19 protein-coding genes are annotated in these 26,329 nt (G+C 44.7%); 10 read left to right on the top strand and 9 right to left on the bottom strand.

Annotation, left to right across the window (positions count from 1 at the left end; all coding sequences use genetic code 11):
* Positions 1-62 precede the first annotated feature (62 nt).
* From GVN16_RS04370 to ychF, 6 genes are all read left to right on the top strand, one after another.
* The gene (locus GVN16_RS04370) at positions 63-1,421 is read left to right on the top strand and encodes a M20/M25/M40 family metallo-hydrolase (RefSeq protein WP_166562633.1); all 1,359 of its coding nucleotides are present in this window, start codon (positions 63-65) and stop codon (positions 1,419-1,421) included.
* Positions 1,422-1,505: 84 nt separating this feature from the next.
* On the top strand, positions 1,506-3,035 hold the full coding sequence (locus tag GVN16_RS04375; RefSeq protein WP_166562634.1) for a glycosyltransferase family 39 protein: 1,530 nt from the start codon (positions 1,506-1,508) through the stop codon (positions 3,033-3,035).
* Positions 3,036-3,077: 42 nt separating this feature from the next.
* Positions 3,078-3,542, top strand: a complete 465-nt coding sequence (locus tag GVN16_RS04380; RefSeq protein ID WP_166562635.1) for a DUF1801 domain-containing protein — start codon at positions 3,078-3,080, stop codon at positions 3,540-3,542.
* Between the two features lie 818 nt (positions 3,543-4,360).
* Positions 4,361-6,862: a M14 family metallopeptidase gene (locus GVN16_RS04385; RefSeq protein WP_166562636.1), complete on the top strand. Its 2,502-nt coding sequence runs from the start codon at positions 4,361-4,363 to the stop codon at positions 6,860-6,862.
* Positions 6,863-6,996: 134 nt separating this feature from the next.
* A complete protein-coding gene (gene nhaA, locus GVN16_RS04390) occupies positions 6,997-8,136 on the top strand; it encodes a Na+/H+ antiporter NhaA (RefSeq protein WP_166562637.1) in 1,140 nt (379 codons plus the stop codon).
* A gap of 215 nt (positions 8,137-8,351) precedes the next feature.
* The gene (ychF, locus tag GVN16_RS04395) at positions 8,352-9,455 is read left to right on the top strand and encodes a redox-regulated ATPase YchF (protein ID WP_166562638.1); all 1,104 of its coding nucleotides are present in this window, start codon (positions 8,352-8,354) and stop codon (positions 9,453-9,455) included.
* 1,047 nt (positions 9,456-10,502) lie between these two features.
* Here ychF and GVN16_RS04400 read toward each other — a convergent pair.
* From GVN16_RS04400 to GVN16_RS04410, 3 genes are all read right to left on the bottom strand, one after another.
* Positions 10,503-11,228 carry a hypothetical protein gene (locus GVN16_RS04400; RefSeq protein WP_166562639.1) on the bottom strand — a complete coding sequence of 242 codons (726 nt, stop codon included), beginning with the start codon at positions 11,226-11,228 and terminating at the stop codon, positions 10,503-10,505.
* A 653-nt stretch (positions 11,229-11,881) separates the two neighbouring features.
* Positions 11,882-12,676: an endonuclease gene (locus GVN16_RS04405; RefSeq protein WP_166562640.1), complete on the bottom strand. Its 795-nt coding sequence runs from the start codon at positions 12,674-12,676 to the stop codon at positions 11,882-11,884.
* Positions 12,677-12,678: 2 nt separating this feature from the next.
* The gene (locus GVN16_RS04410; RefSeq protein WP_166562641.1) at positions 12,679-13,947 is read right to left on the bottom strand and encodes a DNA methyltransferase; all 1,269 of its coding nucleotides are present in this window, start codon (positions 13,945-13,947) and stop codon (positions 12,679-12,681) included.
* A 240-nt stretch (positions 13,948-14,187) separates the two neighbouring features.
* Here GVN16_RS04410 and GVN16_RS04415 point away from each other — a divergent pair, with 240 nt between their 5' ends.
* Together GVN16_RS04415 and GVN16_RS04420 are read left to right on the top strand one after the other, a co-directional pair.
* Entirely contained in the window at positions 14,188-14,337 is a 150-nt protein-coding gene (locus GVN16_RS04415; RefSeq protein WP_166562642.1) for a transposase, read from the top strand.
* Positions 14,338-14,612: 275 nt separating this feature from the next.
* Complete coding sequence (locus GVN16_RS04420) at positions 14,613-15,197, top strand: DDE-type integrase/transposase/recombinase (protein WP_166562643.1); 585 nt, start codon at positions 14,613-14,615, stop codon at positions 15,195-15,197.
* On the opposite strand, the gene GVN16_RS04425 is transcribed toward GVN16_RS04420, so the two are convergent.
* On the bottom strand, positions 15,190-15,828 hold the full coding sequence (locus tag GVN16_RS04425) for an HNH endonuclease (protein WP_166562644.1): 639 nt from the start codon (positions 15,826-15,828) through the stop codon (positions 15,190-15,192). The two genes, GVN16_RS04420 and GVN16_RS04425, sit on opposite strands and share 8 nt — an antisense overlap.
* Positions 15,829-15,970: 142 nt before the next feature.
* Positions 15,971-16,339: an XRE family transcriptional regulator gene (locus GVN16_RS04430; RefSeq protein ID WP_229244053.1), complete on the bottom strand. Its 369-nt coding sequence runs from the start codon at positions 16,337-16,339 to the stop codon at positions 15,971-15,973.
* A 1,679-nt stretch (positions 16,340-18,018) separates the two neighbouring features.
* On the opposite strand from GVN16_RS04430, the gene GVN16_RS04435 reads away from it, so the two are divergent.
* Together GVN16_RS04435 and GVN16_RS04440 are read left to right on the top strand one after the other, a co-directional pair.
* Positions 18,019-19,518: a Fic family protein gene (locus tag GVN16_RS04435; protein ID WP_166562645.1), complete on the top strand. Its 1,500-nt coding sequence runs from the start codon at positions 18,019-18,021 to the stop codon at positions 19,516-19,518.
* A gap of 95 nt (positions 19,519-19,613) precedes the next feature.
* Positions 19,614-19,988, top strand: a complete 375-nt coding sequence (locus GVN16_RS04440; RefSeq protein ID WP_166562646.1) for a hypothetical protein — start codon at positions 19,614-19,616, stop codon at positions 19,986-19,988.
* Between the two features lie 39 nt (positions 19,989-20,027).
* On the opposite strand, the gene GVN16_RS04445 is transcribed toward GVN16_RS04440, so the two are convergent.
* From GVN16_RS04445 to GVN16_RS04460, 4 genes are all read right to left on the bottom strand, one after another.
* On the bottom strand, positions 20,028-21,464 hold the full coding sequence (locus GVN16_RS04445; RefSeq protein ID WP_166562647.1) for a TolC family protein: 1,437 nt from the start codon (positions 21,462-21,464) through the stop codon (positions 20,028-20,030).
* A 2-nt stretch (positions 21,465-21,466) separates the two neighbouring features.
* Positions 21,467-24,616 carry an efflux RND transporter permease subunit gene (locus GVN16_RS04450; RefSeq protein ID WP_166562648.1) on the bottom strand — a complete coding sequence of 1,050 codons (3,150 nt, stop codon included), beginning with the start codon at positions 24,614-24,616 and terminating at the stop codon, positions 21,467-21,469.
* Between the two features lie 21 nt (positions 24,617-24,637).
* Positions 24,638-25,723: an efflux RND transporter periplasmic adaptor subunit gene (locus tag GVN16_RS04455; protein ID WP_166562649.1), complete on the bottom strand. Its 1,086-nt coding sequence runs from the start codon at positions 25,721-25,723 to the stop codon at positions 24,638-24,640.
* 112 nt (positions 25,724-25,835) lie between these two features.
* Complete coding sequence (locus GVN16_RS04460) at positions 25,836-26,183, bottom strand: hypothetical protein (protein ID WP_166562650.1); 348 nt, start codon at positions 26,181-26,183, stop codon at positions 25,836-25,838.
* Positions 26,184-26,329 lie beyond the last annotated feature (146 nt).

Genomic DNA, 26,329 nt, shown 5'->3' on the forward strand with positions numbered 1-26,329 from the left:
TGCCTGCAGCAGGCAAAGTGATTTTTTATGTCTATTTTTGTTGAAAAACATCAATTAAACTAATGAAGAGAATTTTATGCTGCCTTGCCCTGGTATCGTGTTTACACCATGCCCATGCTCAGAAAATCATCAACCGCGACCCGCAGATCGAACAGATGACCGGTCAGATTTCTTCCGACAGTCTTAAAGCTTATATTGATAAACTGGTCACTTTCGGCACCAGGAGTACCATTTCAACGACCACTGACCCTAAAAAAGGGATCGGGGCGGCGAGGGCATGGATCTTCAGTAAGTTCCAGGAATTTGCAAAGCAGTCAAACGGCAGACTAACGCCTGTCATTGACACCTGGACACTTCAGCCCGATGGAAAAAGAATAGATAAAACCATAGAAATGGCCAACGTGATGGCTACCCTCAAGGGCACCGACCCTAACGACGACCGTGTGTTTATTGTTACCGGTCACCTCGACAGCCGTGTCACCAATGTCATGAACCGTGAATCGGAAGCTCCGGGAGCGAATGACGACGGCAGCGGCACTGTGGCGGTCATGGAACTGGCCAGGGTCATGTCCAAATCCTCTTTTCCGGCCACCATCATTTTCGTAACCGTCAGTGGTGAAGAACAGGGTCTGCTCGGAGCAGCCCACCTGGCCGAAAGGGCGGTCAACGAAAAATGGAACCTGGAAGCCGTACTCAACAACGACATCATGGGATCCAACAACTCCAACGAAACCAACATCATTGATAACACCCGCCTGCGTATTTTCAGTGAAGGCGTACCGGCTTTTGAAACAGACAAGAAAATCGGGGCCATCCGCCAGTTTGGTTTTGAAAACGACGGCAAGTCAAGACAGATCGCCAGGTATGTAAAAGAAACAGGCGAAAGATATGTAGACAACCTCGAAGTGGTGATGATTTACCGCAACGACCGTTTCCTCAGAGGTGGCGACCATACACCCTTTATCAACCAGGGGTTCGGAGCCGTGAGGCTTTCTGAAATGAACGAGAACTTCCTGCACCAGCACCAGGACGTGAGGATTGAAAACGGCATTGAATACGGTGACCTTCCAAAATTCATGGATTTTGAATACCTGAGAAAAAACACCTGTGTGAACCTGGCTTCGCTGGCTAACCTGGCCAAAGCACCGGCCATGCCTCAGGACCTTACTATGGATGTGAGCGGGTTGGGCAATTCCACCAGCATGCGTTGGAAAGCACCGAAATCAGGTAAAGTGAAGGGTTATTATGTGATGATGCGTGAAACGGCCATGCCTTACTGGCAAAAGAAGTTTTTCACCACCGACCTGAAAATTACTTTACCATATTCCAAAGACAATTACTTCTTCGCGGTTCAGGCCGTGAGTGAGGACGGCAACGAAAGTCTTCCCACTATGCCGAAAGTAGGTCTGAGGAATCCTTAAAACATTACACGGGCCAATTAAAACCTGACCCGGATTGGCAATTCAAAACTTTGGAGATATATTTAGGTGTGAAAACCCGACATCATGCCTAAAAACTATCTCCTTTGTTTTTTTATCCTGCTTAAATTTGCCCTGCATTATTTTCTGCACAACGGCGAATACGATTTACACCGCGACGAATACCTGCACCTCGATCAGGCCGAACACCTGGCCTGGGGCTATACCTCCGTTCCCCCGTTTACCTCCTGGATATCCTGGCTGATCATGGTGCTGGGCAACTCTGTTTTCTGGGTCAAGTTCTTCCCGATCCTGTTTGGCGTGCTCACCCTGGTACTGGTCTGGAAAACCGTTGAGACCCTCGGCGGCGGAGTTTTCGCATTATGCATGAGTGCCGTTGCGATCATCTTTTCGGTAGTGCTGAGGCTCAACATCCTCTATCAGCCCAATTCGGCCGACGTGCTTTTCTGGACATTGTTTTACTTTGCTTTTATCAAATACCTGAAAACCGACAACCCTCGCTGGCTGATGTATGCAGCCCTGGCTTTCGGACTGGGTTTTCTGAATAAATACAATATTTTCTTCCAGCTGCTGGGCATCCTTCCGGCCATATTGCTGACAGATTCCCGCAAGATATTCATCAAACCCACCTTTTATGTGGCTCTGCTTGCCGGGCTGCTGCTTATTGCCCCGAACCTGATCTGGCAGTACGTGAATGACTTCCCCGTGTTTACCCACCTCCGGGCATTGAACAAAACGCAGCTGGTGAATGTCAACCGCATGGACTTTTTAAAAGAGCAGCTGGTTTTCTTTTATGGCTCGGCCTTTCTGATCATCACCGGCCTGGTTGGTTTTTTCAGATATGAGCCGCTTCGTCCTTACCGGGCATTTTTCTGGACATTTTTCTTTACCCTGGGCATCTTCACTTTCTTCAAGGCGAAGGCCTATTATGCCATCGGGCTTTACCCTGTTTACCTGTCTTTCGGATCGGTTTATTTAGAAAGTCTGTTAAAAAAAGGCTGGTTATATTACCTCAGGATCGCCGCCCTGGCCTTACCCATTATCGCATTGCTGCCCCTGATCAGGGTGGTGTTCCCGGTCGACAGTCCCGCCGAAATTCAGAAAAACGGACAAGCCTTCAAAGACCTGAACCTCCTCAGGTGGGAAGACGGCAAAAACCATCCTCTTCCGCAGGACTTTGCCGATATGCTGGGCTGGAGCGAACTGGCCGCCAAAGTGGATTCTCTTTACGAGAAAGTGGAAGATAAGGAACATACCTTGATTTATTGTGACAACTACGGCCAGGCCGGGGCCATCAATTATTACTCCAGGCACCCGGAAATCAAGGCGGTATCCATGAACGCCGATTACATCAACTGGATGGACCTGGACGCTTTTGAAATAAAGAACCTCATTCTCGTACAAGACCCTTCCGACACAGATAAGGAGAGAACGGACGAAAGGCCGATATTTCAGTCGGTCACCTACGAAGGCCGCGTCGAAAACCCTTTTGCCAGGGAATATGACGCCAGGATATACCTGCTCAAAGGTGCCAAAACCTCTATCAACGACATCCTGAAAAGCGACATGGCTGAGGAAAGAAAAGAATACCAATAAAGCTTATATTTGTCCCGTTTTGAATCCAAACCTTAAAAAACTATGCAATCAAAAGCAGTGACTGTAGAAGAATACCTCGCCGGGCTACCCGAAGACCGGAAAGGCATCATCTCCGAAATGAGAAGGATCATCCTGGAGAACATACCCGAGGGTTTTGCCGAAGTCATGAGTTACGGCATGGTCGGGTATGTGGTCCCCCACTCCATTTTCCCGGCGGGCTATCATTGTGACCCTAAACTTCCGCTGCCTTTTATTAACCTGGCGTCCCAGAAAAACTACATCGCCTTATATCACATGGGCATGTATGAAGGCCGGTTGCTGGACTGGTTTAAAGAAGAATGGGCGAAAGTCTCAAAAAAGAAACCGGACATGGGCAAAGCCTGTATCCGGTTTAAAAAGCCGGAAGACGTGCCGCTTCAGCTGATCGGCGAACTGGTATCCAAAGTAAAACCCGAGGAATGGATTAAATATTATGTAGGGGTTTTGGACGACAGGAAGAAGGATTGAAAAGACTCTGGGTCAGATCCTTTTATGAATCAAATATTAACGGAAAGCGTATTTTGCAGCCATGTGCGACCCCTCCGGGGTCGTAGATTTCAAGGGGGGAGCATTTTTTACAGATATTTGACCCCGCCGGGGTCATTCACTGACAAAAGATAACCCCGATATTATCCGAATAAAGCGTGTTCTACAACAACATGCGACCCTTTTTGGGTCGGAAATTCCGTTGATAGATATCTTCTATAAACATGTGAATCCTTCGGATTCATTCGCCGTAAGCTCTTTTCCGTGTCCGACCACGGTGAGGGCATTCCTTGCAAATTTATTTTTGCCCCCCCCCCGACCCCGAAGTGGGTCGTATGTTTATAGAAAAAGTCATATTTACAGCGGTATCCGACCCAAACAGGGTCGAATGTTCGCTGCGATAAATGTGTCATGTTAAAAATATCAATCCCCCGGATTCATTCACCATAAATTCATTTCTATTCCCGACCCCAGAGGGGTCAAATATCGGTAAGTACCCCCCCCAAGCACTTCCTGACCCCGGAGGGGTCAAATATTTACTGTGAAAAATGTTCGTGAAAAACTCAGGCCTAAGCTCTCAAAACCATTTAGTATGAGCAAAAACCAGGCACATCCATCTGAATAACTCACGAGTAGAGGATTATCATCGGAAAAAACGATCTCATTGGCCTGAAAATCTTCCTGATCTACTCTTTTAATAATTTGATCTTCTCAAATACAAACCGGCCAAATATTTCCTCTCCAAAAAGGAGGCTGCTAAACATAAAATTGTATTTTTGAAAAAATTTACCCTTGATTATATGAGACAATTCAACAAACTGTTACTTTTCCTTTTACTGATTCCTTTTCTCTCCTTTTCACAAAACATCAAGACTCCGGCCGAATTTCTGGGCTATAACCTGGGCGACAAATTCAGCTTTCACTACCGGATCCTCGACTATGTAAAATATGTAGAATCCCAGAAGCCGGGCCTCGTTAAGGTCATTCCTTACGGCACTACCTCAGAAGGCCGCCCGCTGGTTTATGTGGCTGTAGCCAACACTGAAAACCTGGGAAAACTGGAAGAGATCCGTACCAATAACCTTAAAAGCATCGGTCTGATGGACGGAAAACCTACCGCTAAGGTACCGCCAATCGCCTGGCTGAGCTACAACGTGCATGGCAACGAAGCTGTTAGTTCTGAAGCGGTCATGAGGGTATTGTATGAACTTGTCAATCCTTCCAATGCCACTACGCAGCGTATCCTTAAAAATACGGTGGTGATCCTTGACCCGTGTATTAACCCTGACGGCAGAGACCGTTATGCACAATGGTATAACCGCTATGTCGGTAAAACGCCCGATCTGAACCTGGCTTCTGTGGAACACCACGAACCATGGCCGGGCGGAAGATTTAACCATTATCTTTTTGATATGAACAGGGACTGGGCCTGGCAGACCCAACACGAGACCCGTCTCAGGATGACGGCTTACAATTCATGGATGCCGCATCTTCACGGCGATTTCCACGAAATGGGACCTAACTCTACTTATTATTTTGCCCCTTCGGCGAGGCCTTATCATGAAGACCTGAGCAAATGGCAGAGGGAATTCCAGGGACACCTGGGCGACTACAATAAAAAATATTTTGACGAAAACGGCTGGTTATATTTTACCAAAGAAAGCTATGACCTGTTCTACCCGAGCTATGGCGACACCTACCCTTCTTATAACGGGGCCATCGGAGCTACCTATGAGCAAGGAGGTGGCGGGGCAGCAGGACTGGCCTACCCGAGAAATGACGGCGACACCCTGACCCTTAAGTCAAGAATCGACCACCATTATTTTGCAAGCATCGGAACACTCGAAGCCATTTCTGAAAAAGCAGATAAAGTGACAGAAGAGTTTGTGAAGTTCTTTGATGACCCTCAGAAAAAAGGTTATGGAAAATACAAAAGCTTTGTTTTAAAGACCGCGGGCAAAGCGGGCCAGGAGAAAGCTCTGACCGAGTTGCTTGACAAACTGCAGATCAAATACAGCTATGCCGATAAAAAGCAGACGCTGACAGGGGTTAACTTCAGCAATCATAAGGATGAATCTTTCAGCGTTGAAAACAATGACCTGATCGTCAACACTTTCCAGCCGAAGGGTACTTTTGTAAAAGTATTGTTTGAACCGGCTACTGCCCTTGAAGACTCCAACACTTATGATATCACAGCCTGGGCCCTTCCGTATGCCTACGGACTGAAAGCCTATGCGGTAGGTTCGCGTGTGGACGGTGGTAAAAAGACCATTGCAGCACCTAAAACCACCCTCGATGTACAAAAGCCTGTGTATGCCTACATCGCTACCTGGAAATCATTCGGTGACGCCGGGTTTCTTGCCCAGTTGCTGAAAAACAAGGTCAAGGTAAGGGTGCATGAAGCGGGCTTTAAACTGAACGGAGAATCTTATGCTCCGGGCACCTTGCTGATTACCCGGAAAGGCAACGAGGCCCTGGGGGCAGACTTTAACAAAATCGTTACTGAAGAAGCTAAAAAGGCCGGAATCAGCCTGATCACAGCTTACTCAGGTATGACAGACACGGGCCTTGATATGGGTTCATCGAGTGTGAGCCACCTGGACGCTCCGGCTGTGGGCTTTGTACTCGGAACCGGCGTTTCGGCCACTGCGGCGGGTGATGTATGGCATTATTTTGAACAACAACTGAACTACCCTGTCACTGTGATCGACCAAAGCTATTTCTCCAGAATAGACCTTTGGAAATTCAATGTGCTGATTCTTCCGGACGGACGTTATGCAGAAACCATCAGGGATACCAAAGAAATCCTGAGATGGGTTTCAGACGGCGGCAAACTTATCATTATGGAAGGGGCGACGAACTTTTTCGCCGGAAAAGACGGGTTTGAGCTGAAAGGAAAGAAAGAGAAAGAAAAAGATGATACTAAAAACCTGAAAGCCTTTGGCGAAAGGGAAAGAGCGGCCATCAGTGACCAGATCGTGGGGGCTATCTATAAAGTAAACATGGACAACACCCACCCGCTGGCGTATGGTTACGATAAAGAATATTACTCGCTGATCAAGGATGTATATGATAACGATCTTCTGAAAAACGGCTGGAATGTGGGCTATCTTGATGCCTCAGGACCCGTAACAGGTTTCACCGGGAAAAACGCCCGTGAAAAAATGAAGAACGTTCCGGTGTTTGCCGTACAGGAATCAGGCAAAGGCAAGATCATCTATATGATGGAAAGCCCGCTGTTCAGAGGATTCTGGTATAATGGTAAGTTACTTTTTGCCAATGCCGTGTTCATGGTCAACTGATCCTGATCGCTTATAAAAAAACACCCGGGCAGGCTGTCCGGGTGTTTTTTTTATGCCCATTCGGCAGGCAGAGGGTTATTTTAAGGCATAATTTTACTAAATTTGCAATCATTAGCCAACAAATCCCTTCCCGAATGAGATCAACCAGACTGTTCAGAGAATTCTTCGAAAGCGAAAAAGCCGGGGGCCTGGTCCTCATCTTTTGCACTGTTTTTTCCCTCATCCTTTCCAATTCTTCTTTGCATGACGCATACTTCAGCATCTGGCATTTCCAGGTAGCGGGACACAGTTTTGAGCATTGGATCAACGACGGACTGATGACGATTTTCTTTGTGCTGATCGGGCTGGAGCTGGAGCGGGAACTGTATGCCGGGGAACTATCGAGCATCAAAAAAGCACTTCTGCCCCTGGCCGGGGCCATCGGGGGTATGCTGGTGCCTGCGGGGCTTTATTTGTTTTTTAATTATGGTACTGACACGCAGTCAGGAGCGGGCATCCCGATGGCTACAGATATTGCGTTTGCGTTGGGCATCCTCTCACTGCTGGGCAAAAGGGTGCCGCTTTCTCTGAAGGTCTTTTTAACAGCCCTGGCGGTGATGGACGACCTCGGGGCCATCCTCGTCATTGCGATATTCTATACCAAAACCCTCGTCTGGAGCAATCTCATCATTTCACTCAGCATCTGGGGGGGACTATTCCTCCTCAACAGACTCAAAGTGCATAACCTGATCCCTTACCTGATCGGGGGTGTGGCGATGTGGTATTTTATGCTGAACTCCGGCGTACACGCCACTATCACGGGGGTATTGTTTGCCTTTGCCCTGCCTTTTGGTAAAGGCGACAGCAAATCAGCTTCCACCATTCTGCAACATGCCTTGCACAAACCCGTGCCGTTTATCATATTGCCTTTGTTTGCCCTGGCCAATACGGCGATTGTGATCAGTCCCAACTGGGTAGAAAACCTGTCGCAGAACTACAGCCTGGGTATTGCCTCAGGCCTGGTATTGGGTAAGCCGATCGGCATCACCCTGGTCAGTTTTATTGCCGTGGCAGCGGGCATCTGTCAGTTACCGTCGGGCCTTCAATGGAAACATCTGCTGGGGGCCGGTTTCCTGGGTGGGATAGGTTTTACGATGTCCATCTTTATAACCTTGCTGGCGTTTGACAACCATGATGTGATCAGTAATTCCAAGTTCATGATCCTGCTGGCATCGCTGGTGGCGGGTATCGCGGGATTTCTGTGGCTTAATTTCACTCTGAAACGGGTGAAATAAATACATCCCGGTGTTTCCTGCAGAAACGCACGGCCGTGCGTTTCTGCCTGGGTATGACACCATGAACAAATGCATTCACAGAAACATCTTTCAACCCCGCATCAGCCGGTATAACCGTTAATTAATCAGGCTTTTCACTCCGGCCTTTGCCTCATTTACATTTTTCCGTACCTTTGCGGTTCGAAATCGATTTATATTCTAATATCAGATAAAAAATGTCTTTAAGAGCCGGTATTGTAGGATTGCCTAATGTAGGAAAATCTACCCTTTTTAACGCTGTTTCAAACAGTGCCAAAGCCCAGGCGAGCAACTATCGCTTTTGTACCATCGACCCCAACGTGGGCCTTGTGGATGTGCCTGACGAAAGAATGGACAAACTGGCTGAACTCGTTAAGCCTAACCGTGTGGTGCCTACCCAGATCGAGATCGTGGACATCGCCGGATTGGTGAAAGGTGCCAGCCGTGGTGAGGGTCTCGGAAATAAATTCCTGGGCAACATCAGGGAAGTGGATGCCATCATTCACGTCGTAAGGTGTTTTGAAGATGAAAACGTACTGAGAGAGGAAGGGGCCATCAGCCCGATCAGTGACAAAGAGATCATTGACACGGAACTTCAGCTGAAAGACCTGGAAAGTGTGGACAAGAAACTGCAGAAGATACAGAAAATGGCCCGCGTAGGTGGTGACGCCAAAGCGAAAGCAGAACTGGAAGTGCTGGAGCGTTGCAAATCATGGCTGGAGCAGGGCAAAAGCATCAGGGGCTTAGGTCTGACCAAAGAGGAACTTCCGGCCATTGCCGACCTGTTTTTACTGACCCAGAAACCTGTGTTGTATGTCGCTAACGTAGACGAGGCCTCTATGCACACCGGCAACAAATACTCTGAAACCCTGAAGGCTGCGGCTGATCAGGAAGGAGCGAAACTAATCGTATTGAACAATTCTATCGAGGCACAGATCGCTGAAATGGAAGATCCGAATGATAAGGCCTTGTTTTTTGAAGAATACAGCATGACCCAGCCGGGTCTGAATACGCTGATCAAAGCGGCTTATGAATTGCTTAACCTGGCGACGTATTTTACGGCGGGTGTGCAGGAAGTAAGGGCCTGGACAATCGAAAAAGGATGGAAAGCCCCTCAGGCAGCGAGCGTGATCCACACGGACTTCGAAAAAGGCTTTATCAAAGCTGAGGTGATTGCTTATAGTGACTATGTAAAATACGGTTCGGAAGCGGCGTGTAAAGAAGCCGGAAGATTGAGAATTGAAGGAAAAGAATATGTAGTGGCCGACGGCGACGTGATGCACTTCAGGTTTAATGTTTAACTGGAGAAAGAAGAAAGGATTTTCTAATCTTTACTGGCTCCGGAGGTTTCGTGAGATAGATATCATTTAAAAAAGCCTGCCTTGATGGGGATACCACGGGGCGGGCTTTTTGTTTGCGGTTCTGCCACTTTTTCTGACAGGATTTCAGGATTTACAGGATTTTTCCGGGGGTCGGGACAGGCAGCTACCATTAATGTATTTATTTAAACTTCTGTTTATCAATAAGATACCAGAAGGCTTGTCATCTACCTCGCAAATGAATTATTAAAGGGTTTTACTTTTTTTTGGCTGAAAAAAAAGTAACAAAAAAAGCAGCAAAAATTCTAACTCACAAATCCTAAAATTAAGTACCTAAATTTTGAACATTGGGAATTCTCAGCTTTACTCAAACAGAGAATTTTTAGTTTGGATGTTTCATTTATTTGTCAGTTCGCTCTCTATCTTTTGTCAGTTCGAGCGTAGTCGAGAACCGTTATCAAACGATCTCGATTTTGTAATGAACTTTTAACTGTAAACCCGCCTCTCGACTCTCCCGAGTTGTCGGGACAGGCAGATCAAGGTGACAATACTGCAAAAAAAACCTATCCTGACACAGTTCTCTTTACACTCCCGTTTACTCCCCGGTTTGATTTATAGTCTCTACTTGCAATGAGACAAATCATACTTGCAACGAGACAAATCATACTTGCAACGAGGCAAATCATACTTGCAACGAGACAAATCATACTTGCAACGAGGCAAATCATACTTGCAACGAGACAAATCATACTTGCAACGAGACAAATCATACTTGCAACGAGACAAATCATACTTGCAGCCAGACAAATCATACTTGCAACGAGGCAAATCATACTTGCAACGAGACAAATCATACTTGCAGCGAGGCAAATCATACTTGCAGTGAGACAAATCTGTCCTTCAGAAAGAGCTTGAAAAAAAGAAAGAGGAGATAGCAGAAAGCGGGAATGAGAAAATGTGCAGAAAGAAACGGATAAGATATGAAAGGGATTCAGGGCATGCCTCTGAATGCCCTGAATCGCCGGAAGGTTAACTCAATCGCTTAAACTGAAGTTTTTTAACGCGTAAGAACTCGTTGCTGCTGGCTCCGTAAACCGACTTCAGATAATCTTTAACACCCAGGGCAAGGTCTACGAGTCCGGTGTCGGGGGCATACAGGAGCTTATCTCTGAGCGTGCGGCTGGTGTTCCAGACGGAATACGGCACCCTGGGGGCGTCGTTGGCTACTTTAAGGCCTTCCAGGTAAGTCAGCAGCTCTTCGGGCTTAAGACCCGGCTCGTTGGGCTTGTATTCGGGCTGAGACCTGACGAGTTCTATAAGCCCGAAAAACTCGGCCATACGCTCGTCAAAACCTTGCTTTGAACTCGACACCGTGCGGCTTTCGGAGGCTTCCTCAGCCGGTGTCCGGGCGGGTGTGGCCCGCTTGCCCTGCAGTTTGTTGTTGATGGTCCGGGCGGCATCCACGATTTTGGCCGACACCCCGGAAGCCTTGAGAGCACTGACGACCTTGGTAGCCAGCGGCTTCATGTCTTTGAAGGCGATAATGCGGGCATCAATGGCGTTGTCGTAGAGGATCTCTTTTGTTTTACAGTCGCCGACTGCTGCTTCTGCGGCCTGAAGGACGGTCCTGAGGTGGTCCAGCTTAAATGCTTCTCTGGTGGGTTGGTAGTCTGCTCCGTTATCAGCACAAAAAGTAAGGAGGTCGCTGAAAGCTGTGATGTTTTTCACGTGACCCGAGTTGAGTTGGTTTGCCATTTGTTTATATTGAGTTGAGTTAAAAAATTAAGAATTCTAATCAAGTGTGCCGGCCAACCCCTACGCTGTTAAGTGCGGGATATGGGCCTTGTGGGTATAAACGGGGGGAGGGGGAGGGAAATTGTGGGGATTGTTTTTTTTAACAAAGTCTCCTTGAAATAGAGGATTAACTAGACATTAAATTAGGAACTATAAATTTGGCATTCTAAACATTTAACTAATTTACTATCAAGCTCATCAGTCAGATATAGCTTCTGACCGGCAAAATCGATCATGAGCTTGTCCGCAGCCTTATACTCAAACACATAGCTGACATTCCCACTCCTGGTATAGCGGCCAAAATGCTCATGAAACTGCGAGAGCTGCATCCCATGAGGGTATTGCTCTTTATATTCCTCTCAGAGCATTTGTTTGGCCACCCCTCGCTCCTTCAGCCTGCCCACCATAGCGGGGAATAGCCCGTAAAGTTCCATATGGCTTGGCTTTTGCTCACTGGCAGGGGCGATAATGGATAAAAGCTATTTGTGGCTTTGCGTCTGTTGCGAAAATTGGAACTGAGTTCGCTCGGCTAAAGTAAAAAGATTTTTTGGGAAAAATCGCCCGGCGACTTAAACAGCATCAATAGTGCAAAACCGCTGTTATGTGCCGTTTTACTAATTTACCCTAGATTTGTACTTTTCTAATTCCTCAAAAGTCAATTCGTCATGACTAACCAATCGGTAATGTTTTTCGGCAGATATAGCAATTTCATTGTCACCCATTTCAAATTCAAAAAGTGCTATGTCACCATTTGTCATGAATTGTGCAGCAATAGGTTTGCAAATCAAATTGGGAAATTTGTTAGTGCCAATAGCGAAATCCTGTTCAATCTGAACAACACCAAGTTTGTCCGATTTACCTTTCGCTTGGACTGGAATGACATAATGCACACCTCGTTTGTCTATACCGACATAAATTTCGTCAGTTTCTACTTGTCCCATTTCTGGCACTGTCGTTCTTAGATGATTTTGAAGGGAATAGCACGTTAAGCCAGTGAAGATGTCCAGCAGGCGATTATAACGGACTTTTGCCAGAAGTGCTTGTTCGTCAGTCATCGCATATTTTGCTATTATTCCCGGTGTTGCATCGGGAATTTTTGTAATTGCAAAATGTTCTGTAGGCTTGAAAAATGTTTGTTTTGTAAGTACGAGCTTGTATAGTGCTCTTCCAGCCGGACGAATAATCCACTCGAACTCCTTCCCAGCAGTTTCAAGAATCGAGACGGGAAGTTCTGTTCGATAACGAAAAGAATAAAGAATGTCACCAATGTTTTTTGGTAATTTTATCTGTAACTCGGTAGCAGTTATTTCAATTTCTTCGCGGCTAAAGACGATTTCTGTTACTCCTTTTCTATAAGACTTTAAAAAGATTGCTTCGATGATTTGTGAATATCTATTGATCTTTGCCATATTTAGTTTTTACCATTCCATTTCAAAATTACAACTTCTTCGTTTAAATCTGATTTAGTCGCAGTTGAAAATCTCGTTCTGAATAAATCAATTCGTACCAACTCATAACCCAATGATACCGCAATTTCACCTAATAGTTTTCCAGTTGGAATCATTACTCTTAAAAATGACGCTTGATCGCCAACAACGTAAGCCAGATGGGCTCCAGGCTTAAGGACACTTTTTAATTCTTCTAAATGTTTTGCCATGCCGCCGAAATAAAGCTTTGTAACTTTCGAGTATAGTTTTTCAAAACCTGAAGTCTTATTCAATTCGATTCTTCGATCTTCAATTTCTTTCGCTATCCGTTGAATTTCTGGGAAGTTAATAACAAATTCATCGTCATTATCACCTTTATAAACACCTTTAGTATTCGACCTTAATAGCGTTTTTTTTAGTTTTCTCAAATCTTCACGGCTATTAATAAAGCCAAGAAGAACCGATTCAAGCCTCGTTGTACGCGTATAATCCTTCTCGTTTGGATAAGGTGGAGAAGTTATAACCGCAGATACTTTTTTTTCTTTGAGTATACTTTTGACATTTCTGGAGTCTGAAAAAATCACCTCAGAATAAGGATACTTCTTGTCTTTTACCAATTCGAGATCGTCACATATTTTAGTGATTTCTTCATACCATGCTCCAATCGCATCTACATCAACTTTGATTTTTCCAACGCCAACTTCAGGGCCAAAACGCAAATTGCTTATTTTATAAACGACTGCATTCCCAAATGCAAGTGCTAAATATTTGTAATAATTGGTATTTTTATATTGATCTATTAATCCCAACAAAACTAATGACTTGTGTAAAGGTATTGGACTTATTGAGTCCTTTAGTATAAGTTTTGTATGTTCAGTGGAAAGTGTTTTTAATTCTGGTGAATTATCTACCAACGCCAATTTTTTAATGTTAAGTGAAATCCTTCGCAATTCAATTGCATTTACTTTCCAATTGACCTTTACAGAACTTGCAAAATGTGCAAAACTATTCGCTTCTATACCAATCGAAGGAATACCATTTAACTTAGATTGGAGAACGGTAGTACCAGCCCCGCAAAATGGATCCAAAAGAATATCATTCGAAGTCAACTGAAACTCTTCAATATACTTATTAACTAAATGAGGCGGATAGGAAAGCACAAATCTATACCAATCGTGAAATTCACGATCTGATTTGTTTAGTTTGTTAATGACGGAATTTTTGTAATCCGGCTCTGAAACGACTAATTTCATTATTATTAATTTTTAACAAAAGTACGGTTTGTGAATGTTAATTTCTAGGAATGTTATGAACAAAATGGCACGTAACGGTTTCGGGCTTGGCGAAGGTGGCGATTTTCAGCACAAATGTTAATGCGGAGAACCAATGTTTGATTAACCACAAAACTGTCTGCGGAACACTGAACCGCCACTTTTATAGTTACCCCTCATTTTAATACCACTAGTTAAGTTGAAAAAACTAACTTTGGTAATATGAAAAAGACGAAACGTAAATTTAGTGTGGATTTTAAATTGAAGGTGATTTTAGATGCCTTGACAGAAAAAGAAACGTTGTCAGCATTGAGTCAAAAGTACGATCTTCATTCCAATCAAATTTCTCATTGGAAGCAGGATTTTGAATAAGGCCAGGCAAACCTTAGAGAGCAAGAAGTAAAAACCGTCAAAGGATGAACAAGATACCGGTGCCCTTTTTGCTAAAATCGGGCAGCTACAGGTAGAGTTAGATTTTCTAAAAAAAATGCTGTCATGATTCCTCCAAAAGAGCGGTTTGTTATGATTGATAAAACCTTAAATCTAAGTCTTCGTCGGCAATTTGATTTACTATGTATACCCCGAGCGAACTTGTATTACAAACCAAAGCCGGAAAGCAAAATGTGAATTTATAAATTATGAGGCTGATGGATGAACAATATCTGAGAACTCCATTTTACGGTTTTCCCAGGATGCTTGAAGACGTCCGAAGAGCTTGTCCAATGTGTATGATAAACCCAAAGAGAGTGTATCGCCCGTACAAAAAAATAGGTTTAACATCTTTACTGCCAGGTTCTCACACTTCAAAGCCAGACCCTAAGGCCACCTACAAGTTTCCATACTTGCTGAAAGGTCTTAAGGTTGAAAAGAATAATCAGGTTTGGGCTTCTGATATTACATATATCGCTATGAGAGCCGGCTATATGTTTTTATATACCATCATAGACGTTTGTAGCAGATTTGTTACAGCCTGGGGGCTATCAAATACCATGACTACCGAATGGTGTACCTCCATTACCCTTGAGGCTTTTTATAAATGGGGTAAACCTGATATTTTCAACACTGACCAAGGGGGCCAATTTACCTCCGAAAGTTTCATAAAGCTACTTCAAGATTGTAAAATTCAGATTAGCATGGACGGTTTCTTCATCTTGATTTTCAGTTTCTTCTGGCATGATGATATTTGGGTTTTAGCTCGTTTTATTTTAAATAGAGAATCTAAAACTACTTAGTCTCAACTTTGATTCTATACTCTTCATTATGAAACTCAAGGTATTCCTGTTGAATATTTTGTTTATTGTTTTTAATCATATCCATGCTAAGCTCAATTAGTTTGTAATCACATTTCACATGGCAGTTAGGGCAGACAATCAGTATATTTTCTTTTATATCCGGCCCATTGTAAGGTTTCCCTAATGGTTTAATATGGTGACCTTCAATGTACCATTTACTCTCAGAGAGTGGCAACTTCAATTCGCACAATTGGCATTGATAATCTACTATTTTCTTAATTTCATTCACCAGGGCAGTATCCCTGGATACCCTGTAAAAGTTTGTAAGGATTCTCTGTGCAGGTGTTGCCTCTTTTGAAGGAGATAAAAACGTCTCAACTTTTATAACTTCTGGCTGGATAGGCAGCAAATAATTTCTAACTCCCCAGACTCCACTTCCCAAACCATTGACTGTAAAAAATATATCCTCATACTTAGGAGTAGTAGTGGTATCACTAGAGTGTTCCTGAATTGTCCTCCTTATACTAGACTTCTGATATCGAGGACATTTCTCATAAATTTGGTTAAGGGTAGCAACCCCGCCCAAACTTTCAATTGCCTCTTTAATATATAAAGCAGACTCCTTTGCCATAAAAATTGAAACTAAGAATATGTTTAAAAACTTAAACACTTCCGTATCTCAATAACCGTTCCAATTATTAATTTTGTCTTCATGAAAACAAAAAGGAAGCCCTCACCAGACTTCCTTTCCATATATCTTAAATATTCAAATCTTACTTCTCCCCCAACAACCTCTCCAACAACTCAATCTTCTCATCCTTCGCTTTCAAAAGTTCAGCAGTGAGGCGTTTATTTTCTTCGAGGGCTTCTATCCACTTTTCAATGGGGTTAATCGTTGGATGATAGCTGAATAAAGAATTGCCCGTTGCGTTGTCGCTGTTATTAACTGTATTTGAAATAATATTAATCACTTGTTCTTCGTCAAAGTTCTTAATGGCGTCTACCGGTATTTTGAGTACGTCGGAGACCTGTTTCATAATGCGGTCGTCGACGGTTTCGCGTTGTTCGAGGATAGAGACCTTCTTTTGGTTCCAGTCGTCACCCAATTCAAAGGCCAGGGCCTCCTGTTTTATCCCGAGCATCTCACGGAAACGTTTGATGTTTCGGCCTTCATGAATGCGGGAGGGTTTTGTTTTAGATTGCATGTTTTTATGTTGTTTTTTTTGAACAAGGTATGAAATTGAATGCAATTTAGCAATTGGGTTTAATAAAATTAGTTCATGTGCTTATAACATGGTTCTTTACCTTTTCTTCGCTCTTACTTTTTTTGAAAAAAGTAACAAAAAACACTAAAAATTCTAACTCGTAAATCTGAAAATCTTTCGATTTGGATAATAATATTACGTTGATTTTCAGCTTTACTCAGACAGAGAATTTTTGGTTTGGATGTTCATTTGTATTTTATTCTTTTCTATGTCTTTACTTTTTTTGGCGGAGAAAAAAGTAACCGGGCGGCGTTCCGCTGGATGTTCATTAGTCGAGTTTGTTTCTTTTGTCGTCGATTGGCTTAATGTGTTCTTAATGCTCTTAACTTCTTCATGTTGGTTTAATTTCTGGCTTTGCTCAGACAGGGAATTTTGGTTCGGGCGGCGATCCGTCGGGCGGCGTTCCGCTGGATGTTCATTGCTTAGGACGTTATTCTTTTATCGTCGAATAACTTAATGCTTTCTTCATGATCTTCATGGCTTAATGGTCATTTCTGAGCGAAAGAACCGTGACTTTGTGCCGTTGTGGCTAAAATTTGGCGAAGAATGGCCACGAGGACAAGAAGACACGGTTCTCTTACTTCGAAGATTATGATTGACCCCATATCTTTGTGAAGATGCCTTTTTGATCTATAATCTCTTTCCTTCTGGTCATCCAGCCTCATGATAAGACGCATGTTTGTCCAGCTCAAATTGGCTACCCGATGCGTAGCTAATTCAGAATTCTCTACGCGGTGCGTAAAGCATTGATCGAAATCAGGACAAGGTTTATGCTTGTCGACGATTGGCTTATTGCAGCCGCCTGGAATGTGGTTTGAAATTTTCAGTCAACTGCAATTTAAATTCAGTGAGGCAAATTAGGTTTGCTTCACATTGTCATATTTCAAGGCTATGAAAAGGTTCTATTTATTTTTATTCGCAGGAATGTTTTTGGTCATCACGGGTTCTTTTTTATTCGTCATGCAGAAAGGCGGGAACATCGGAAGGGTATTTCTGACAACAGGTGCGATAACCGAGATCCTCACTGTTTTGGTATTCGTGTTTAAGAGAAGTGTTTTTACTTCTAAATAAGTATAAAACCGCAAAAGGGAGTCTTCATCAGGCTCCTTTTTTTATATCAGAGAGTATCTGCTTGTTTTTTACCACCAACGGCCGGGTGAAGTGATTATCTAATCAATGGTTTTTTCTTCGCTCTTACTTTTTTTGAAAAAAATAACGGGGCGGCCCACGCAAAAAACATTAAAAATTCTAACTCGTAAATCTGAGAATTAATTGCTGAACATTTGACATGGGGAAATTCTCAGCTTTACTCAGACAGAGATTTTTCACCGGGGCGGCGATCCGCCGGATGGTTCATTTCTTAAGTTGATTTAATTCTTAGTTTTGCTCAGATAAAGAATTTGGTTCGGGCGGCGATCCGCTGGGCGGCATTTAGCAGTCGGTTACAATTAAGGGGAACTTCCCTTTGTAATCATTTTACTTGAAAAACATCCATTTTTAATAGTTTTATTAAAAAAGTCATTATTTTTAATTCATTTTACAGAAATTAAAAAATAATGGTAGCAAAAAATAGTCTGGTGGGTAGTATTTGGTTAAGACAATATTTCGGCTTGTCATCCTATCCATTGACACATCACTCTTACATCGGAAGCGGGCCTAAGACTGAAATTCTACCAAATGGCCACATCCAGCAGACGTTTGGCCCTGGATATGCCCCTTCTCTGAACACTCCTTTGTCTCATTGGGAATTTGCTCTTAAATATGACCATGTTGATCTTCCATTTTACAAAGCTGTTTTATCGAGAATAGACGAAGCGTATATAAAAACATACATCCACAATGCCCCGACGAGTAAGTACACCCGGAAGACAGGTTTTCTATACGAATTTCTTTTGGGTAAAGATTTAGGTATTACGACGTCAACGGGTAATTATGTTGATCTGATTGACAGCAATCGCTATGTTACTGGTAACATTCAAAAAAATAATAAATGGAGAGTTAACAACAATCTTTTAGGAAACGCTGCATTCTGCCCTATTATAAGACGTTCAGAAACTCTGGATAACTTGCTATCCTGGAATCTGCTTAGAGAAATCGAAAGTTTAAGAGAGAAATATTCCGCCGAAACTTTTATGAGAGCTGTAAACTATTTGTATAGAAAAGAGACCAAATCTTCTTATGAAATTGAACACGAGCGACCTTCTCCACAGCGTGTAGATCGATTCGTATCTCTTCTGCAACAAGCCGGTCAGGTCCCCTCTTCTATTTTTCTGGAAGAGCAATCGTTGACCAGCTGGCAAAATAGCATAGTAGATTCCAGATTTGCGGCCACAGGCTTCAGAGACTTTCAGAACTATGTCGGAGAAAGTATGCCAAATTTTATCGAAAAAATCCATTATATCTGCCCTCCGCCTCAATTAGTCGGGTCGTTAATGAAGGGATTAAGCGATCTGGCAGGCGAAACAACGGGCTTGTCGTCACTGGTAAGAGCTTCCATGATAGCTTTCGGCTTTGTGTTCATCCATCCGTTTGAAGATGGTAATGGCAGATTACATCGGTTTCTTATACACGATGTACTTTTAAGAGACCTGGTCGTTCCTGGCGACATCATATTACCTGTTTCAGCTCACATTCTTAATCATATGAGTGAATACGACGCGGCATTGGAAGCTTATTCTGTACCATTGGTAAAAATGGCAGATTACTTACTTGATTCCAAAGGAGAAATGACCATTAAAAATGCAGATGAGATTGAAGCTTATTATCGCTACCCTGATTTGACAAAACAGACCCTCTATTTAACCCAAACTATCCGTTCTACTGTTCTTGAAGAGTTACCAATGGAGCTCTACTTTATTCAACATTATGATGAACTCAAAAAAGAAATTCAGGATATTGTGGACATGCCGGACAAGGATATTAATTTAATGATTCTTTTTCTCTATCAAAACAAAGGTAACCTCTCAAAAGGAAAAAGAAAATCCTTTGAAAAATTGACAGATGATGAAATAGCAAAAATGGAAGATAGTTTTAAGGCAATTTTTTTGAATTTTTAGTTCTTAATCGTTTTATAGATGAGTTACTATTGATAATTATTTTAAAGGAAAAACAACTATTGGTAATCGTTTTATAGGACAAGATGCTATTGATAATGGTTTTAAAGAAAAAAACAACTACTGGTAATCGTTTTATAGAACAAGATGCTATTGATAATGATTTTAAAGGAAAAACAACCGCTGGTAATCGTTTTATAGGACAAGATGCTATCGATAATGATTTTAGAGGAAAAACAACTACTGGTAATCGTTTTATAGAACAAGATGCTATCGATAATGATTTTAGAGGAAAAAACTTATCTATAAAGAGCGGTCACCAAAGTAATGTAAAATACAGATATCATGTCGTACCAAAACGCTCAGGACGTATGCAAGTTTTCCCGAGGCTATCGCGTCTTCCTTGTTCCGTTCTCCGTGTTCCTTATTCCGTCTTCGCAAGCAAACGAAAAAAAGAAAGCCGCCTGTTATAAACAAGCGGCTTGTCTGCGAACCCTAAACTAAAAAATTAATTACTTTTCCCAGCCTCCGCCGAGGGCTTTGTACATGTTGACCATGGCGTTCATGCGGAGCATCTTGGTTTCGATGAGTTCAAACTTCGATTCCAGGGCTTCACGCTGCGTCAGGAGCACCTCCATGTAGTCGGCCCGGGCTGATTTGAAGAGGTTGTTGGAAACGGTGATCGACTTCGTCAACGCATCCACTTCCTGCTCTTTCAGCTCGTATTTGCTCTCCAGGTTTTTGATTTTAGAAAGCTGGTTGACTACCTCTATGTAGCCCGACAAAATGCTTCGTTCATATTCATAAACCGACTGTATCTGCCTGGCGTTGGCATTGAGATAGTCGGCCGTGATGGCGTTTTTATTGATGAGCGGGGCCACCATATCACCGGCCAGGTTAAAGAGGGCCGACTGGGGTTTTACCAGGTAAACAGGATTAAATGCCTGCAGACCTATGCCCGCTGAGAGTCCGAATGAGGGATAAAACCTGGCTTTGGCCACCTGCACATCCAGTTTGTTGGCGGCAAGCTCAAGCTCCGCCTTTTTGATATCAGGCCTGTTGGCGAGGATGTCGGCGGGTAAACCCAGGCGGGTGACCTCTGGGAAAAGCTTTTCAATGCCTTCAGAGCTCCGCTCCACATGCTGCGGGAACCGCCCGGTCAGAAAATTGATGACGTTTTCGGTTTCGACGATTTTCTGCTGTATGTCATACTGCATGGCCTGGGTTTTGAGCACCTGGGCCTGGAAACGCATCACGGCGAGTTCATTCGATCGTGTAGAGTTTTTGAGCAGCTTCACGGTGGTGAGGGCGTTGGTCTGTATCTCGATGTTCTGGTTGATGATCTCCAGCTCGTTGTCCAAAGCCAGCAACTCGTAATACGAATTGGCGATTTCAGCCACCAGGTTGGTGACCATGAAGTTTTTACCCTCTATGGTAGCCAGGTAACGCGTCGCAGCAGATTTACGGGCATTGCGGAGTTTATGCCAGACGTCGAGCTCCCAGGTGGCAAAGGCCCCCACGTTGTAGTCCCCGATGGGATCGGGCAGCTCTTTGCCGGGTTTGATCTCTACGCCATGTTCCACAGCTCCTTTGCTGGTATAGCGGGCTCCTTTATCAAGGCCCAGGCCTGCTTTCAGATTCACGAAAGGCATGTATTCCCCTTTGCGGGCACGGACCTCATTTTTGGCGATCTCGATTTCCTGCAGGGTGATTTTCAGTTCCTGGTTGTTGGCCAGGGCGGTGTCAATCAGGGCCCTCAGGTACGGGTCTTTAAAGTAGGTCCTCCAGTTTATTTTTCCTGAATTGACGGAATCTGCCGCCAAGGCAGTGTAAGAGCCCGGAACGCGGGCCGACTCGTTCTTTTGTACAAGAACGGGGGTTTTACACGCCAGTATGGTGAACAGTACGCAGACAATGCCTGCGTACCTGTAAATGATTCTCTTATGCATTTTCAAATGATTTCTGTTAATGGTTCTTCGTATTCATCCTGTATAATTTTACGGCCATCAGCAAGGCGGGCAAAGATGTAATAGAGCCCCGGAATGACGATGACGCCGAAAACAGTACCGAACAACATCCCTCCAAGGGCCGACGAACCGATGGTGCGGTTACCGATAGCCCCGGCCCCGGTGGCCACTATGAGGGGCACCATACCGGCAATAAAAGCAAAGGAAGTCATGAGGATAGGCCTGAAACGGGCCTTGGCCCCCTCGATCGCCGACTCCATGATGGTGGCCCCGGCCCTCCGCTTCTGGATGGCGATTTCGATGATCAGTACGGCGTTTTTACCCAGGAGCCCGACGAGCATGATCAATCCAACCTGTGCGTAGATATCGTTGGCAAGACCCATGGCTTTGAGCATAAAGAAAGAGCCGAAGATACCGACAGGCAGTGATAATACCACCGCCAGCGGGATGATGAAGCTCTCGTACTGGGCAGCCAATACCATATAAACAAAGATCAGCACGACGGCAAAGACGTAAATGGACTCATTGCCGCGGTTGGCCTCGTCATAAGACAGACCTTCCCAGGCGATCTTGTAGCCGTGGGGCAGGGTTTTGAGGGCGGTTTCGTTGATGGCTTTGATGGCATCAGCGGTGGTGTAACCCGCAGCCGGCAAACCCCTGATGGCCGACGAATTGTACATATTATAACGGGTGATCTCGTTGGGTCCCTGTGTTTTTTTGAGGGTCATGAAGGCCGAGTAAGGGACCATTTCGCCGTGGTCGTTCTTCACGAAAAGATTGAGCACGTCGGAAGGAAGCCTTCTGAACTCAGGCGAAGACTGAACATAAACCTTAAAGAACTGCCCGAAACGGATAAAGCCCTGCTCGTAGTTACTACCGATAAGGATGTTGAGGTTTTCCATGGCTTTACCGATGGAGATGCCCTTCTGCATGGCTACTTCGTTATCAATCACCAACTCGTACTGAGGGTAGTTGGTCGCAAAGAAAGTAAAGAGCCCGGTGAGTTCCTTACGCTTGCCGAGGTCTTCCATGAATTGCTTATTGACCTTATCAAACGCATTGTAATCTACTGTAGAACTCTGGTCCAGCAAACGCATCGAGAAACCACCTGATGAACCGAAACCCGGAATGGCAGGTGGTTCGAAAAACTCGATGGTGGCTCCAAGGCCCTTTGATTTGTGTTCAAGCTCTTCCATGATTTCGACGACGGTGTGCTTTCTTTCCGACCAGTCTTTGAGGTTGATCAGACAGGTACCGGCGTTGGACCCGCGGCCTTCGGTCATGATTTCATACCCGGCCAGGGAAGCGACAGACTCGACGCCGTCAATTTCCTCACAGATTTTCTGCAGCTCTCTGGAGACCTTGTTGGTCCGCTCAAGGGTAGAACCCGGAGGGGTCTGGATGATGGCGTAAATGGTACCCTGGTCTTCACTCGGGATAAAGCCCCCGGCGAGGTACTTGCTCTGCACGTAAATACCGGCACAGAAAACGATCAGTATACCCCAGGTGACGGCTTTTCGGTTGACGATCTTTTTGAGGAGACCGACGTACTTCCCGGTAATTTTATTGAAACCGTTGTTAAAGCCGTCCATGATCTTGTCGAAGAAGTTCTTCTTTTTATGATGCCCGTGGTGATTTTTTAGCAAAATGGCACACAAGACGGGCGTAAGCGTAAGGGCAATGAGGGCCGAGATAACGATAGAGCTGGCCATAGTAATAGAAAACTGGCGGTAGAAAGTACCAACCGGACCGCTCATGAAGGAGATCGGCATAAACACCGACACCATGACGAGGGTGATGGCGATGATGGCCCCGGAGATTTCTTTCATGACCTCCTGCACGGCCTTGTAAGGCGTGAGGTCACTGTCTTCCATTTTGGCATGGACGGCCTCGACGACGACGATGGCATCATCGACCACAATACCGATGGCCAGCACGAGGGCGAAGAGTGTCACCAGGTTAATGGATAAACCAAACATCTGGATCACAAAAAAGGCCCCGATGAGCGAAACCGGCACAGCCAGGATGGGGATCAGGGTAGACCGCCAGTCGCCGAGGAAAACAAACACCACGAGGGCCACCAGGATAAACGCGTCCCTGAGGGTGTGGATCACCTGCTCAATGGAGGCGTCCAGGAACTTGGACACGTCATAGCTGATTTTATAGTCGACACCCGGCGGGAAACTTTTCTTCATCACTTCAAGCTGGTCTTTCACGCTGGCAATCACGTCGTTGGCGTTACTGCCGTAGTTCTGTTTCAGCATGATAGAGGCAGAAGGGTGCCCGTCGAGGTTGGAATAAATATCGAAAAACTCACTTCCCAGTTCAACCTTCGCGATGTCTTTGAGGTGCACGTTCTGCCCTTCGGCATTGGCCCTGACGATCACGTTTTCATATTCTTCGGGCTTGTTGAGCTGGCCTTTGTAGGTAAGGACATACTCAAGCGACTGGGCCGCTATACCCGAACTCTGCCCCAGACGGCCGGGACGACCGATGATGCTCTGCTCTGAGAGAGCTTCCATCACTTCGTTGACAGAAATGTTGTAGGCACGCATACGGTCGGGATTTAGCCACACCCTCATGGCATAACGCCTGCTACCCAGGATCTGGGCTTTGGCAATACCCGGCACACGGGTGATTTCAGGGATCATGTTTACAGTAGCGTAATTGTACAGGAACTTCTCGTCCATGCTCTTATTGGTACTGTAAAGGTTGACATACATCAACATACTGGGCTGGATGGGCGTCACGATAACCCCCTCGTTACGGACAAGGTCCGGCAACATGGTCATGACCTGGTCAACCCTGTTTTTAACAATCACCATGGCGGCGTTGGGGTCTGTGCCGGGGTCAAAGACGACGTTGATGGTAGCCTCTCCGGCACTGGTGGCGTCGGTAGACATATAACGCATCCCCTGCACACCGTTGATGGCGTTTTCGAGGGTAATAAGGGACGATTTGACCAGTACGTCGGCACTGGCACCGGGGTATTCAATGGCCACACTCACCGTGGTGGGGGCAATCTGCGGAAACTGTGAAATGGGCAGCTGATTGATAGCCAGTGAACCCACAAACAGGATAAGGACGGAAATTACAATCGCAAAGACCGGCCGGTGTATGATTTTACTAAACATGTTTTATTCTTTGAGGATGAATTATTCGGCATAAAGATTCAGACCGGACAATACTTTGCCGGGTGCCAGTTCCTTGACCTTGATTTTATCGTTTTCTTTCACCATCCTGATGCCTTCAAGCAGGATCCTTTCGTCTTTCGCCAGACCGCTCTTGATGACGTAAATATGCGGCAGCTCGGCGTCTATGACTACCTCTCTTGATTTTACCTTGTTGTCTTTATCAATCACGAACACGTATCTTTTGTCCAATACCTCAAACGTGGCCTTCTGCGGAATGAGCAGGGCATTCTTTTTCCTGGTAGTGATGACGATGTTACCGGTTTGTCCGTAACGGAGCAGCCCTTTCGGATTTGAGAACGTGGCTCTGAACGGGATGTTACCGGTTTCATGGTCAAAGTCAGCCTCGATGGTTTCTACGACGCCATTCTGATCGAACATCTCGCCGTTGGCCATTTTCAGACCTACGTGTTTGAGGTTACCTTCGTTTTCCTTGTTCATATAAGCCAGGTATTCCGCCTCAGGTACGTTGAAATACACCCACATTTTGCTGTTGTCAGACAGCTCGGTGAGCAGTTCGCCTTCTTCAATGAGACTGCCCAGCCTCACATGGAAACTGTTGAGGATACCGTCGAAAGGGGCCTTGATGATGGTAAGGCCCAGGTGGGTATTCATCAGGTCAAGTTCGGCTTTGGCTTTGTTGTATTTGGCTTTGGCCATGGCGAGTTCGTTGGGCGAAACCACGTTGTTATCTGTCAGGGCCTTGGTGTTCTGATATTCGATATCCGCAAAATTGGCTTCGGCTTCCGCTTTTTTCACCTCGGCTTCATATAAATTAGGCATGATCTTGAAGAGTGTCTGGCCTTTTCTGACCTTCTGTCCTTCATCTACATAAATGTTTTGTAAGTAACCTTTTTCCTGAGCCCTCAATTCGATGTGGCTGATAGAGTGAATCTGGCAAACGTAATTCTTTGTGACCATGGTGTCAGTCACATAAGGGGTGGTGACCAGAAACTCTGTTTCTTTTTCTTTTTCTTCCTTTTCGGAGTGACAACTTGTAGCTATATACGCTACAGAAATCCCTGCCAGAAAGAGCACTTTCTTTAACATAAAATAAAAAAATTAAGATTAATAATGGTAGAAAGGGTGGATAAGAGCAGATGCAATCAGCAGATTACCTGAAGTACTCTTACAAACCAAAACGGGGAAAGACCTTAGGGTATCACAGCCTGAAGACCCTGAAAAAGATATAAAGTGTTTTTACAGGAAGGAGATAACTATCTGAAAATAGCTTTCTTGCAGAAAGAAAAAAGTCGGAAATCCTGAAACATTGCCTTGAATAACCCAAAACAACAGCAGCACTGCTGAATTTCAGGGTATTGTTGAGACTTTCTTCAACGATTTCAATACAAGCGAGGTTAAAAATGCCGGTATAAGTATGAGATACTGCGGCAGTGCCATGGGTGGTGGAAGTTGCCCGCTCAATCTCGCGGGTATCCCTGGAAACAGGGTGGTGAATTCTGACGGCAGAGTCTACGAATGTCTCCCTGCTCACCTGGCCGGCTGCCATGTGAGGCCCTCCACTTAATAAAAAAAGTAGTGGTAGAAAGAAGTATTTCTTAAAAAGCCCTTTCATTCAGGTGTAAAAGTATAGAGAAGATAATTTAACCACCAAGCAATTATAAAAATTTAATAAAAACGAAAGCTAAAAAACAG

Origin of the sequence: Emticicia sp. CRIBPO, assembly GCF_009905725.1 — a bacterium.
GTDB lineage: Bacteria > Bacteroidota > Bacteroidia > Cytophagales > Spirosomataceae > Leadbetterella.

Bases quoted from the DNA above. Each gene is read 5' to 3' on its own strand.
- GVN16_RS04370 (WP_166562633.1), top strand. From the start codon at position 63: ATGAAGAGAATTTTATGCTGCCTTGCCCTGGTATCGTGTTTACACCAT.
- GVN16_RS04375 (WP_166562634.1), top strand. From the start codon at position 1,506: ATGCCTAAAAACTATCTCCTTTGTTTTTTTATCCTGCTTAAATTTGCC.
- GVN16_RS04380 (WP_166562635.1), top strand. From the start codon at position 3,078: ATGCAATCAAAAGCAGTGACTGTAGAAGAATACCTCGCCGGGCTACCC.
- GVN16_RS04385 (WP_166562636.1), top strand. From the start codon at position 4,361: ATGAGACAATTCAACAAACTGTTACTTTTCCTTTTACTGATTCCTTTT.
- nhaA (WP_166562637.1), top strand. From the start codon at position 6,997: ATGAGATCAACCAGACTGTTCAGAGAATTCTTCGAAAGCGAAAAAGCC.
- ychF (WP_166562638.1), top strand. From the start codon at position 8,352: ATGTCTTTAAGAGCCGGTATTGTAGGATTGCCTAATGTAGGAAAATCT.
- GVN16_RS04400 (WP_166562639.1), bottom strand. From the start codon at position 11,228: ATGGCAAACCAACTCAACTCGGGTCACGTGAAAAACATCACAGCTTTC.
- GVN16_RS04405 (WP_166562640.1), bottom strand. From the start codon at position 12,676: ATGGCAAAGATCAATAGATATTCACAAATCATCGAAGCAATCTTTTTA.
- GVN16_RS04410 (WP_166562641.1), bottom strand. From the start codon at position 13,947: ATGAAATTAGTCGTTTCAGAGCCGGATTACAAAAATTCCGTCATTAAC.
- GVN16_RS04415 (WP_166562642.1), top strand. From the start codon at position 14,188: ATGAAAAAGACGAAACGTAAATTTAGTGTGGATTTTAAATTGAAGGTG.
- GVN16_RS04420 (WP_166562643.1), top strand. From the start codon at position 14,613: ATGGATGAACAATATCTGAGAACTCCATTTTACGGTTTTCCCAGGATG.
- GVN16_RS04425 (WP_166562644.1), bottom strand. From the start codon at position 15,828: ATGGCAAAGGAGTCTGCTTTATATATTAAAGAGGCAATTGAAAGTTTG.
- GVN16_RS04430 (WP_229244053.1), bottom strand. From the start codon at position 16,339: ATGCTCGGGATAAAACAGGAGGCCCTGGCCTTTGAATTGGGTGACGAC.
- GVN16_RS04435 (WP_166562645.1), top strand. From the start codon at position 18,019: ATGGTAGCAAAAAATAGTCTGGTGGGTAGTATTTGGTTAAGACAATAT.
- GVN16_RS04440 (WP_166562646.1), top strand. From the start codon at position 19,614: ATGGTTTTAAAGAAAAAAACAACTACTGGTAATCGTTTTATAGAACAA.
- GVN16_RS04445 (WP_166562647.1), bottom strand. From the start codon at position 21,464: ATGCATAAGAGAATCATTTACAGGTACGCAGGCATTGTCTGCGTACTG.
- GVN16_RS04450 (WP_166562648.1), bottom strand. From the start codon at position 24,616: ATGTTTAGTAAAATCATACACCGGCCGGTCTTTGCGATTGTAATTTCC.
- GVN16_RS04455 (WP_166562649.1), bottom strand. From the start codon at position 25,723: ATGTTAAAGAAAGTGCTCTTTCTGGCAGGGATTTCTGTAGCGTATATA.
- GVN16_RS04460 (WP_166562650.1), bottom strand. From the start codon at position 26,183: ATGGCAGCCGGCCAGGTGAGCAGGGAGACATTCGTAGACTCTGCCGTC.